The organism is uncultured Campylobacter sp. (assembly GCF_938015785.1).
Lineage (GTDB): Bacteria > Campylobacterota > Campylobacteria > Campylobacterales > Campylobacteraceae > Campylobacter_B.
Genome location: NZ_CALLWC010000062.1, coordinates 17,250 through 28,989, shown reverse-complemented (window position 1 = coordinate 28,989; position 11,740 = coordinate 17,250). Strand labels below are relative to the sequence as shown.

The 11,740-nt window shown below is 48.9% G+C and carries 9 protein-coding genes; 3 read left to right on the top strand and 6 right to left on the bottom strand.

Features of this window, described 5'->3' with window-relative positions; translation table 11 throughout:
• Positions 1-216: 216 nt before the first annotated feature.
• Positions 217-636 carry an acyl-CoA thioesterase gene (locus tag Q0393_RS08960; RefSeq protein WP_297880791.1) on the bottom strand — a complete coding sequence of 140 codons (420 nt, stop codon included), beginning with the start codon at positions 634-636 and terminating at the stop codon, positions 217-219.
• 184 nt (positions 637-820) lie between these two features.
• Here Q0393_RS08960 and ciaB point away from each other — a divergent pair, with 184 nt between their 5' ends.
• Together ciaB and Q0393_RS08950 are read left to right on the top strand one after the other, a co-directional pair.
• On the top strand, positions 821-2,635 hold the full coding sequence (gene ciaB / locus Q0393_RS08955; RefSeq protein ID WP_298979608.1) for an invasion protein CiaB: 1,815 nt from the start codon (positions 821-823) through the stop codon (positions 2,633-2,635).
• Positions 2,636-2,707: 72 nt separating this feature from the next.
• Positions 2,708-3,385, top strand: a complete 678-nt coding sequence (locus Q0393_RS08950; protein WP_297895864.1) for a hypothetical protein — start codon at positions 2,708-2,710, stop codon at positions 3,383-3,385.
• 629 nt (positions 3,386-4,014) lie between these two features.
• On the opposite strand, the gene Q0393_RS08945 is transcribed toward Q0393_RS08950, so the two are convergent.
• Positions 4,015-4,542: a hypothetical protein gene (locus Q0393_RS08945; protein ID WP_298979607.1), complete on the bottom strand. Its 528-nt coding sequence runs from the start codon at positions 4,540-4,542 to the stop codon at positions 4,015-4,017.
• Between the two features lie 97 nt (positions 4,543-4,639).
• On the opposite strand from Q0393_RS08945, the gene Q0393_RS08940 reads away from it, so the two are divergent.
• Positions 4,640-8,083 (top strand): acyl-[ACP]--phospholipid O-acyltransferase, encoded by a 3,444-nt coding sequence (locus tag Q0393_RS08940; protein WP_298979605.1) that lies wholly within the window; start codon positions 4,640-4,642, stop codon positions 8,081-8,083.
• A 753-nt stretch (positions 8,084-8,836) separates the two neighbouring features.
• Here the strand turns inward: Q0393_RS08940 and fldA are convergent.
• From fldA to Q0393_RS08920, 4 genes are all read right to left on the bottom strand, one after another.
• The gene (gene fldA / locus Q0393_RS08935; protein WP_298979603.1) at positions 8,837-9,328 is read right to left on the bottom strand and encodes a flavodoxin FldA; all 492 of its coding nucleotides are present in this window, start codon (positions 9,326-9,328) and stop codon (positions 8,837-8,839) included.
• An 11-nt stretch (positions 9,329-9,339) separates the two neighbouring features.
• Entirely contained in the window at positions 9,340-10,467 is a 1,128-nt protein-coding gene (locus tag Q0393_RS08930; protein ID WP_298979601.1) for a hypothetical protein, read from the bottom strand.
• Between the two features lie 91 nt (positions 10,468-10,558).
• Complete coding sequence (locus Q0393_RS08925; RefSeq protein ID WP_005870807.1) at positions 10,559-10,882, bottom strand: DUF2325 domain-containing protein; 324 nt, start codon at positions 10,880-10,882, stop codon at positions 10,559-10,561.
• Positions 10,883-11,000: 118 nt separating this feature from the next.
• Positions 11,001-11,693, bottom strand: coding sequence for an aspartate/glutamate racemase family protein (locus Q0393_RS08920; protein ID WP_298979599.1), 693 nt, complete (start codon positions 11,691-11,693; stop codon positions 11,001-11,003).
• Positions 11,694-11,740 lie beyond the last annotated feature (47 nt).

The following is an 11,740-nucleotide window of genomic DNA, read 5'->3' as shown; positions in this document are numbered from 1 at the left end:
TCTAAAATTCTAAAATTCTAAAATTCTAAAATTCTAAAATTCTAAAATTCCGTCTGCGAGGTTTTCCGCTAAAATACTGTACAGCAAAATTCCGCGCTTAAAATTATAAAATTTTATGCAGTAAATTCTGCGCACTAAGCTTATCCCACATAAAAATTTTCGCGTTATAAGCTTGACGCTAAAATTCCTTGAGCTAAAACTAAAGTCTAAAAAATTTTAAAATCCATGCAGCCGCTTAATCTCTGCGCTGATAGGCTTTTTTTGGCCTGATTTGGTCACGCTTACGTAGGTTGCGATCGCGCTGGTTACGTGCAAGCACTCGCGAAATCCATCCTCACCAAGCCGCAGCGCCGCGACCTCGATCTGCACGCGGATAGAGGTATTTCCCACACTTAGGACTTTTGCGTAGCAGCTGATGACATCGCCGATAAATACGGGCTGCTTGAAAGTTACTTCCTGCATCGAGATCGTCACGACCCGCTCGGGCGCTATCTCGCGCGCCGCCGTCGCGCCCGCTAAATCGATCTGCGCTAGTATCCAGCCGCCGAAAATATTGCCCGAGCTATTCGTATCCTTAGGCAGCGCTACGACCTTGATGCGCGGCTCGCCGAAATCGTCTAAGTCTAAATCGCTCATTTTTACTCCTTAAATTTAAAAATCTCGCATTTTAACCGCGCAAATTTAACACTTTTTCGATACAATCGGCAAAAATCTATGTCGAAATTTTAAAATTTTAAGCGGGCGTGAGGATAAAATTTAGCTCTCGAAGCAGACACATTCCGCTCGTAAAAAGACGATAAAACGGCAAAAAGGATACGCGATGAACGATTTTGCAAAACTTAGCGAGATGGCGGTCGCTGCTAAAGCGCGACTAAATGCCCTCTACGACGAGCCGCACGACGAGCTGATCGCGCGCGGGCTGGAGATCTGCGGCTTTGAGCCTAGCGATACTGCGCGCATCGCCGTACTGCGCCGCATCGTGGATCTCAAAGAGGATCCGCTACTGCAAGAATTTCGCCGCTTGGGCTACGATGAGGCGCGCCAGCGCGAGCTAAAGAGCAAAATGTACGACTTCACGCGCGAAATACACGAAGGCATGCACGCAGCGCTCATCGCCGAAGCGGGCGCGCATGGGATTTTACAGCCCTTTTATCTGGAGCTTTTAAAGGGCGTACACCGCATCGGGCTCGTACTAAGCGATATGCAAAAAAGCTGGCAAGCCCTAATTATCGAAGGCACGAACAAGCGCTTACAGCAGGAATTTAGCTCGCTTGCGCAGGCGAAGGAATTTTTACTGCAAGAGGAGCTGTTTATGCGCACGCCTCACGGCGAGATCTGCGAGCGCTGCTACGGCGCGATAGTGCAGCGCGAGGGCAAATCCCAAATGCTGCCCTACGCCGTGGCATTTGCGGATGAGACGGCAAAGCTGCAGAGCGAATTTAGCGATCTTTTGGAGCGCCTTGTGACGCTCGCGGGAGATGAGAGCGAGCTAGCCTACATCGCGTATCTAAGTAAGCTCAAACAGGCCTTTTGCGAAAGGGACGCTAGCGCCGTGATCGGCGCGTGGCGGGATGCGGAGATCGCGTGGATGGATATAAAAACGCCGCTTCAGATCGGCCATCCGCTTGAGTACTACGAGGACGCCTACACGCACGCAGTCGCGCTGGAATGGGACGTCAGGCTTGCGGGCGCGTATGAGTTTAGCGCGGAGGAATTTAAAGCGCGCGTAAGCGAGAGTTTTGAGCGCGCGTATGAAAAAATCGGCGCGAACAATGCCGTCATGCACTCGCTCGTGCTCTCAAACATCGCCAAGACCCAGCTTTACGTCTGCGCGCCGCTGATCTACTACGGCGCCGATCTTAACGGGCTCTTTTCGGCGCAGGTCGTGCCCAACGACGAGTTCGTAAGCACCAACTGCGGCAAGAAAATTTTCGCCTTCGTAAATTTCGTCTATGAAAGCGCCAAGGCTAGACCTTTTATGCGGCTAAGCAGCGAAATTTTCGACCTTAAGTATCTAAATTTCGGGCGCGAAATTTTATTTAAAAAGCCGCAAATTTGGCGCCGCGTCTACGAAATATCGACGATCGGACACGAGTTCGGGCATATATTTTTCATCGACGCGGACACCGAGGCGCGCATGAACCGCTCAGGGCTTTTTAAGCTCATCGAGGAGTACAAGGCGACCACCGGCGGGCTCGTGAACTTCTTTTTCCACGAGGAGGCGGAGTTTTGCCTGCCGGTGCTGGATGAGCTGATCCGCCGCGCCGTGGGCCTCATCGCGTGGCAGCGGGTGGAGGAGCTCAAGCCCTACTACTGCGAGGCTCTGATACATCTGAGCTTGCTTTTTGCATCGGGCGTTTTGAAATTTGACGGCATGCGGCTGGCGGTTAAATTTGACCGCGCAGGCTATGAGAGCTTCAAGGCCGCGTGCCTGCAAAACTATGAGGAGCTGGCGCGGCTTTATTGCGACAAAAAGGACGCGGCGGAATTTTTATCGCGCTTCGCGGAGCTTAGCGACGGCGTGTATCTGCCGCGCGAGACGCAAGTGCGGGAGTTTGTGGAGTTTTACTACTCGCGCTACGAAGCGATCGGCAACGAAACGGACCCTAGCAATGAGCGAGCAAAGTGGCTTTAAAATTTCGAACCCAAACCACGCCTTAAAATAATGGAAAGCTAGTAAAATTCCGCGGAATTTTAAGGGGAAAGCATGAGATATTTTAAAAATTTACTCTCTGATTTAAGAAGCGGCAGGCTCGCGCTGCATCCGATTTTGCTTGCGGCGACGTTTTGCATAGTGAAAATTTCGTGGCCTTATTTAATAGGACCTACGGGCGATGATGGCTCGGGCGGGACAATCTTCGGTAACTTCATATTTTGGGACCTTGCAGCATGCGCGTGTTTCATAGCGCTGGGCGCACATCTTGTCTATGTGGCGGGGCGTGGCAGCAAAAACAGCCAAAGTAGTAGCTGCGAAAACAGCGACTACGAAGGCGCGATGCAACCCCGTGGGCTGCGCTATTTAGCCGTGCTACGCACTATCTTATGCGCCCTATGCATCATCGCGTGCGTGGCGGGCTATCTTAGCGCGGATATAAATCACCAGAAATTAGGCGTTCTGAATTGGTTTTTCCCGACTGCGTTATTAAGCGCTTTCATATATTTGGTTGCGATCTGGATTGTTACGACCGACTCTGAAATAGTAGCTTGGGGTGCCGTCTTTGGGACAAGCTATGTAGTCGCTTGCTATGCGGTTTGCAAATGTTTTTTTTGGTATGGTGGATATGTATTTTGGAAAGGGTTGGAGATAATCTTTCCGCTAATTTGGGCGTTTCATTTCAAGCGCACCTACAAAAAGCGCCTAGCAGAGGAGATACACGAGGCGTAATGGTGAGTTGAACGCAGAATTTTAGTCAAAATTTTGCCGCTAACCGCAGTTTAAAATTAGCGCGAGCGTAGCTCGCCCTTTGAGCGTGCCAGGGGTTGGGGGATTTTAAGGGGGAAGGAGAGCGCTCTCGCAAAACGAGCGTAGCGGCGCAAGGCTTAGCCTGGCGGCGTTTCTTGCGAGCGCAGCGAAGCAGAGCAAGTAGCGCCCCTTCCCTCTTAAGAGAAAATGCCATCACGACCTAAATTCTAGAGGCAAAATTCTACATAGAGAAATTTCAAATTTATTACAAAATGAAATTCCGTTTAAATTTCAGCCGCGACATGTATATCTTGGGGCGGGAAGGGGGCTTAAATTGCGAGGTCGCTCCCCTTCCCTCCCCAAAACCCCACCCATCCCCCGACAACGCTAGCGGTGCGGACTGCGTCCGTGTTAAATTTATTAAGTAGCGAATACAAACTGCGCGCTCTTACAAAACGAGCGCAGCGAAGCAGCGCAAGTAGCGCCCCTTCCCCCTTAAGAGAAAAAGCCGCCACCACCTAAATTCTAGAGACAGAATTTTACATATCGAAATTCTAGAATTTTAAATTTATATCGAGAATTTTACGAGCCTTAAATTTAAAAGCAAAGCTCTAAATTTCAACATCCATATCCACGGATTCGATCTGCAGCCCGCGCAGATCCGCGAGATGCTGCACCGCGGCGTCCGTCTCGGCGTTTTTGGGAAGCACGATGTGAAAGCCGCGATCAAACGCCAAGAAAAAATTCTCCCCGCCCGCAGCGATGCGATTTAGCGAGCGCGCGGCAAATTTCTCGCTTGCGCGCGGCTCGCCCTTTGAAAATGAAATTTCATCCTCGCCCGCGATAAATTCCATCTCTATTTTTGAGTCTTGCGCGAGCTTAGCAGCATCCAGATGCTTTCTTAGCATGCGGCGGTAAAATTTCGGATAAAAAATAAGCCACGCCGCACCCAAAATAACCGACGCTATGCTTGCAATCGGGGCCGTCTTTAAAAGCCCATCGATGATGATGCCAACGAGCAAAAACTCAAATGGTATGGCGTAGGTGCTGATGAGGCGCTGCTTGCGCGCCTTTTTGCTGTAAAGCAGCATAAATTTATTGAGATTATCGACGTCGCGATTGGTGATACGTACTTTCATATTTTTCCTTTAATTTTTGCGTAATTGTAGCGAAGCCGCCTTAAATTTGCGTCCGTTAACTTCCGTGAGATAAAATCCTGTTTTTAAAGGAGATAGCTTGAAATCTTTATTAAAAATCAACGGATTTTTGCCGTTTTTGGCGATTATGTTTATCAACGCAAGCGTCGATCTGGGCCATAAGATCACGATTCAAAACGTCCTTGTTAAAAGCGCCGATTCAGGCGCTCTCATCGCCCTTACCTCGCTTGTAAATTTGCTGATTTTACTGCCTTACGTATTTCTTTTTAGCGCCAGCGGCTATCTCAACGACAAATTCTCGCGTACCCGCATTACACGGATCTGCGCGAAACTCGGCGTCGCGCTTACCGCGCTCATTACGCTCGGCTATGCGTGCGGGTGGTTTTATTTCGCATTTTTTATGACGATCCTGCTTGCGGCGCAAAGCGCGATCTACTCGCCCGCCAAATACGGTCTGATTAAAAAGATCGTCGGCGCGAAAAATTTAGGCGCGGCAAACGGCCTCGTGCAGGCTCTTACCATCATCGCGATTCTGCTTTCATCTCTTGTTTTTTCGGTAATTTTCGAGCTGTTTGCAGCTCGCAGCAGCGACGCGGGCGAGCTGATGAGCTCGGTTTGGTTCATCGGCGTGCTTTTGGTCGCGGGCTCCGTGCTTGAAACATACTACTCATATAAAATTCCATTCTTCGACGCCGCGCAGCCGCAGGCGGAATTTAACAAAGACGACTATCTTAAGCTTCGCTATCTAAGGCAAAATTTAAATTTTGTGCTAAAAGACAAAAATGTCCTACTCTGCACGCTGGGACTTGCGATGTTTTGGGCGGTCTCGCAGCTCGTGATCGCGACCTTCCCGGCTCACTACAAGAGCCTTAGCGGCAGCGACAACGTAATGGTGATCCAGGTAATCTTGGCGCTTAGTGCGATCGGAATCGCGCTAGGCTCGATCTTTGCAGGCAGCTACTGTAAAAAACATATCGAGCTCGGCATCGTGCCGTTCGGCGCATTCGGGCTTGCACTCGCGCTAATGGTGTTAGCCAACGCGCACTCCGTCTTTTGGCTCGGTGCGGCGTCGTTTTTCTTCGGATTTAGCGGCGGAATTTTTATCGTACCGCTCAACGCCGTCATTCAGTTTTTCACCGCCGATGAGCGCATGGGACGGGTGCTCGCAGGATCAAATTTTATCCAAAATATCTTTATGGTGCTGTTTTTGCTCATCGCCATCATCTTGGTGCATTTTGCGGTCGCCAGCGGCGAAATTTTCGTTATGGCTGCTCTTTGCGTGCTCATCTGCGGGATCTTCGGCGCGAAATATCTGCCGCAGCTTTTCGTTAGAATTTTACTCATTCCGTTTATGAAATTCGGCTACCAAGTCCACGTAGACGGTATCGAAAACATCCCGCAAAAAGGCGGCGTACTGCTTTTGGGTAACCATATCAGCTGGATCGATTGGGCGGTGGTACAGCTTGCGTGCCCGCGCGGCGTGCGCTTCGTGATGCATCGCAGCTACTATGATCTGTGGTATTTGAAATGGTTTTTTAAAATTTTCCGCGTCATTCCGATCGGAGCGGGCGTGAGCAAAAGCGCGATCGAAAGTATTCGCGAGGCGCTAAATGCAGGCGAAGTAGTCGGGCTCTTCCCGGAAGGCCACATCAGCTACAACGGTCGCATAGACGAGTTTCAAGGCGGATTTGAGCTAGCCGCGCACGATACGAACTCCGTAATCGTGCCTTTTTATATCAGGGGGCTTTGGGGATCGACGTTTTCGCGCGCTAGCGAGCATTATAAAAGAACGATCTCGCAAAGCGGCAAAAACGCACTTCGCGTAAGCTTCGGCGCGCCGATTGAGGCAAATTCCAAGGCGCACGAGGTAAAGCGCGCAGTAACGGAGCTGTCGTTTTTCAGCTGGGGCAAATACCTCGCAAGCCTAAAGCCGCTTGCCTACAACTGGCTAAATCAAGCCAAAAGATCGCCTTTTAAGCGCGTAGCGGTCGATAGCACTGGAGTGAGCTTCACAAATTTAGCGATGATGAGCGCAGTTTTGATACTTCGCAAAAGGCTAAAGAGCCGCATAGACAGCGAGGAGAACGTCGGTATTATTTTGCCTAGCTCGGTCATTGCAAGCGCCGTAAATTTAACGCTTTTTGCGATGGGCAAAACGAGCGTAAATTTAAACTACACGCTAAGCGAGGAAAATTTAATCTACTGCGCAGATAAAGCAAACATCCGCACGATCATCAGCTCGCGCAAATTCGTAGAAAAGCTCAAATCAAAGGGCTTTGAGCTGGAAAGCTCGATCGGCGATCGGCTCGTGTACCTTGAGGATCTAAGCGAGGGTGTCTCTAAAAACGAGCGCATAGCCTGCGCGCTAAAATCGCTGCTAATGCCTAAAATTTTATTTCGCGCGCTGTATTTTAAGCCGCACGCGATAGATGACGTAGCGACTATTTTATTTAGCAGCGGCAGCGAGGGAAAGCCCAAAGGCGTGGTTCTGACGCATAAAAATATAATGGCGAACGTCCGTCAAATTTCAGAGCTCATAAACGCTACCGAGCACGATGCGATTTTAGCGTCGCTACCGATCTTTCACTGCTTCGGGCTTACCGTAACGACGCTCTTTCCTCTAAACGACGGAATCTTAAGCATCCACGTGCCCGATCCTACGGACGCCTTTAGCGTCGGCAAGATGAGCGCAAAATACGGCGCTACGATAATGTTCGGCACGTCGACGTTTTTTAGGCTCTACACCAAAAATAAAAGGCTCAATCCTCTAATGTTGGGAAGCATTCGCCTAGCGATTGCGGGCGCGGAGAAGCTAAACGAAAACGTCCGCAAGGAATTTAAGATAAAATTCGGCATCGAAATTTACGAGGGCTACGGCACGACCGAGACTGCGCCGGTGGTGAGCGTAAATACGCCGAACGTCCTCGAGCCCGATTTTTTCAAAGAGCTTTACTTCAACCGCGAAAAGAGCGTCGGCTTGCCGCTTGCGGGCACGGTCATAAAGATCACCGATCCAGCTTCGCTGCAGCCGCTGCCAAACGGGCAAGAGGGGCTTATCTTAATCGGCGGACATCAGGTTATGAAGGAATACTACGATGAGCCGGCCAAAACCGCTGAGGCGATCGCGCAAATGGACGGTGTACGCTACTACAAGAGCGGCGACATCGGCTATATCGACGACGACGGGTTTTTATTTATCACCGACCGCCTTTCGCGCTTTGCTAAAATCGGCGGCGAGATGATCAGCCTGGGCGCGGTAGAGAGCGCCGTGGGCGAAATTTTAGGCGAAAGCGCGATCTATTCGTGCGTGAACCTAAAAGACGAGAAAAAGGGCGAAAAGATCGCTCTGCTTTACGTGGGCGAGGCGAGCGAGGATGAAATTTCGCGCCGCCTAAAGGACTCTGCGCTGGCGCCGATAATGCAGCCAAGCGTCGTGAAAAAGGTGGAGCAAATCCCGGTGCTAGGTAGCGGCAAGGTAAATCTCAAAGCGGTAAAGGATCTGGCGATAGAGCTCGGGCTGTAAATTTTAAAGCCTTAAAATTTACGCTCTAAATTTTAAATTTATGCCTTGTCGCGCCGCATAGTTTTGCGGCTTTTTGCTCCTAGCAGCGGGCGATCTCGCGGTCGCGGCGGCGGTTTATTTTGGGCGACAGCCGCGTGCGGTCGCAACGCAAAATATGCTAAATTGTGCAGAGGCGGGCCACTGCTGATCCTACGATTTTTCGCGGTCACGGCGCAAAATATGCTAAATTTTGCTAGCAGACGGCAGCCGCTCGCTGCGCGGATAGATAAAATTCCTGTATCAGGCGCCCGGCGAAATTTCACAGCGGAGCTGCGGAAAGAATTTTAACCGCGTGCGTACGGAAAGAAATTTCAATGGCGTACGGCGAGAAATTTTAGCGACGTCGCCCCTCGCTTCGCCGCTTATAAAATTTGCAAATTTTATTTTCGAGCGTTCGCAGATGAGGTTTATAAACCGCGACGCAAACTCCCAGCTTCGTCCTTCCGCCGTCACAGAAGCTAAATTTTTTCTAATCACGCTACGTGCGCCTCCAAGCAGGTCTGTATTTACATGAGCGCAAAAGTATCCAGCAGCTCTAAATTTAAAAGATAAATTTCATTCGTGCAGATTAAAATTTTAAAATTTCAAAGCCCAATCTGTTTAAATTTAACCGAAGTCGGCAGAGCTAAATTTTAAAAAGGTCTAAGCTTTAATGATTTTAAAAAAGATGAAAGTGCCGCGAAGCGCACGCTCCACGGCAAATTTAAAGGAGGACTATTTAAAAGATGGAGCGATCTGCGCTACCCACGCCTCGATGCGGCTCTCGGTGAGATCGCTTTGATTGTCATTGTCTAGCGCGAGACCTACGAATTTGCCGTCCACTACGGCCTTGCTCTCGTCAAATTCATATCCGTCGGTAGGCACTGCGCCTACGATATTTGCACCCGCTTTTTTGAAGTTGTCGTATAGCTCGCGCATTGCGTTGCAGTAGGCGTCGCTATAGCTTGAGCTATCGCCCATACCAAAAATCGCGACGGTCTTGCCCGCTACGTTAAGAGCCGAAAAATCAAAGCCCGCCCAGTCGTCTTGCAGCTCGCCGTCGTTCCACGTAGAGCTTCCGATTACGAGCGCGGTGTATTTGTCCAGGTCAGCAGGCGCGATATCCGCGACGTTTTTTAGCTCATTTTCGATGCCGAGCTTTTCCGAGATCAGCTTCGCAGCGTCTTCGGTATTGCCCATCGAGCTTCCAAAAATAATTCCAACCATTTGTGATCCTTTTAATAAATTTTGTCGGTGAGCTTGTATGGTACTAATTTCATAATGAAATTTCCCTTAAAGCATTCGCTTTTTATCTCGACGTGGCGGTTAAAATTTTCATTTTTTGGATAGACAAGATACACGGCATCGAGGTTTGCTCCGCGGCAAAGCTCTAGCGCTTTTTTTATATCATTATCATAAAGCGTAGGATTTGAAACGAGCATCGATCTGAAATTTGCTATCACTCCGAGCGAAAATCCGTTTTTTCGCACGATGATGAGTTCATTTTTAAGCTCAATCTCTGCGCCTGTATTTCGCAGCGCGATCTTTGAAAACACAAAATCGCTAAACGCCTCGCCGGCATTTAGCAGCACGCCGCTACGCAAGCTCACGATCACGCGAGCTAGCTTATAAGCGGGCTTGGCGGCAAATGCGGGCAGCGGCATGTCGCGCAGATAGGCAAAGATTATCGCATTATCCGCCGCGCGGAATTTCACGGCGGGCTTGAAGCGGTAAATTTTGCGAGCACCGCGCCTAAGTTCGGAAGCGATAAAATTTAAAAATGCCGCTCGAAACTGCGAAGCGCCCTTTAAATTTGCGGGCAGAATTCTATAATCCGCATTAACGTTAAAATTATATAGAGCTAGCATCGCTCGCGCTCGCGAAGCCGCATCATAATCCTGCAGCGCCTCTGGCGCAATCTCGCGCCCGTTCGCATCAAAGCCAAAAATTTCGCCGCAAAAGAATTTTTTATTAAAAACTTCAGCATTTAAAATTTCATCATCAATAAGCTCATTATCGCGCCGCAGATCCGCTTCTTGGTGTTTTTCGCGCACCGCGATATCTCGTTTTGACGCGGCAATATCTCGAAACAAAGCTGATTTCTCGTCCGAACGCTTAGCGCAGAAAAAATTCTTTTGTACTAAGTCAGTGTCGTAAAAAGCCCTTGCCGTTAAATTCCTGTTCGCGCCGCCTTTTTGCGCGCTCTTTGCAGCGCACGGCTTAGAGGCATTATGATTAAGTGCATCCGATTTATCGCTTAGAAACTTTTTAGATTTTCCGCTAAATTTCTTGCTTTCGGCGTGCGCAAGGCAAGTAGAGTTAAATTTGCTAGAATTTAAAGAATCCTTGGAATTCAGCTCGTCCATTTTATCTTCGTAAACATTTGATTGCGGCGCAGTGCGCGATTTTTTAACCGCTTGCCTGGACTTGCCGGCATTATTTAAATTCCTTGGAATTTTAATCATCTTCGCAAGGTCTGCAGCCAAATTCTTGATTTAAATTGAAGACCTTACAGTATTCGCAAAATACGCAGCTAACGCTTCTTTTAGCGCATACGAGCGGGATTTTGCGCTTTTTTACTTCGCCTTTGATTTTTTTCATCGTGTTGTGGTTTAAAAAGCTCGTAAGCATCACGACACACTCCGTATCCTGCGGGATCGGCTTGCGATTTACGCGATTTTCGTTTCGTGCGTCCCAGTGCTCGATATTACTCGCGCCAAGGTCTTTTAAAACCGCCTTAATGGGCGTAATCTCATCTGCTCCTATAACTAAAACGTTCATTTCATCCCCTTTTATGATTGATAGTTGTTATTATAACAGAGAAAGATTAAATTTAACTGATAATGTATATAAAAATTTGAAATTATAAGCCGGAATTTTACCGGCTCATATTTGATATTTACTCGCTTAAAGCTAGACTTACTGCCGCATCGATGTGGATCTGCGTAGTATCAAATAACTGCACGGCGGTATCTGCTTGCGATACGAGCAGCCCGATCTCCGTGCAGCCCAGTATCACGCCCTGCGCACCGCGAGCTCTAAGCCCTTCAATGATCTGCAAAAATTTCTCTTTGGAGTGCGGTAAGATTTTACCAAAGCAAAGCTCATCAAAAATTACTTCGTTTACCGCTTCCATTTCGTCCGCATTCGGCACGAGTACCTCTACGCCGCCATCTATCAAGCGCTGTTTGTAAAAATCCTGCGTCATCGTGTAGATCGTGCCGAGCAGCCCTACTTTTTGCACGCCACGTTTTCGCAGCTCACTTAACGTGGCGTCCGCGATATGCACGAAAGGCACGGAGATAGCGGCTTTTATCGCCTCGTAGCACTTATGCATCGTATTGGTGCAAAGAAAAATATAATCCGCGCCGCCACTTTGCAAAACCCGCGCGTGACGAGCTAGAATTTCGCCCGCCCTGCCCCACTCATTATCTCTTTGACACCGCTCGATCTCGTCAAAATTTAGACTACTTAGCAGAATTTCGCCGCTACTTAGCCCGCCTAGACGCTCGTTAATTTTGCGATTGATCCCATCATAATAGGTAATCGTAGATTCGTAACTCATGCCGCCGATTAGTCCGATTTTCTTCATGGATTTTCCTTTTGGAATTTAACGAAATTCCTGGGTCACAAATTCTG

Excerpts from the sequence above, each read along its gene's own strand:
- Q0393_RS08930 (WP_298979601.1), bottom strand. The coding sequence starts at position 10,467 with ATGGACGAGCTGAATTCCAAGGATTCTTTAAATTCTAGCAAATTTAAC.
- ciaB (WP_298979608.1), top strand. The coding sequence starts at position 821 with ATGAACGATTTTGCAAAACTTAGCGAGATGGCGGTCGCTGCTAAAGCG.
- Q0393_RS08945 (WP_298979607.1), bottom strand. The coding sequence starts at position 4,542 with ATGAAAGTACGTATCACCAATCGCGACGTCGATAATCTCAATAAATTT.
- Q0393_RS08925 (WP_005870807.1), bottom strand. The coding sequence starts at position 10,882 with ATGAACGTTTTAGTTATAGGAGCAGATGAGATTACGCCCATTAAGGCG.
- Q0393_RS08960 (WP_297880791.1), bottom strand. The coding sequence starts at position 636 with ATGAGCGATTTAGACTTAGACGATTTCGGCGAGCCGCGCATCAAGGTC.
- Q0393_RS08920 (WP_298979599.1), bottom strand. The coding sequence starts at position 11,693 with ATGAAGAAAATCGGACTAATCGGCGGCATGAGTTACGAATCTACGATT.
- Q0393_RS08950 (WP_297895864.1), top strand. The coding sequence starts at position 2,708 with ATGAGATATTTTAAAAATTTACTCTCTGATTTAAGAAGCGGCAGGCTC.
- fldA (WP_298979603.1), bottom strand. The coding sequence starts at position 9,328 with ATGGTTGGAATTATTTTTGGAAGCTCGATGGGCAATACCGAAGACGCT.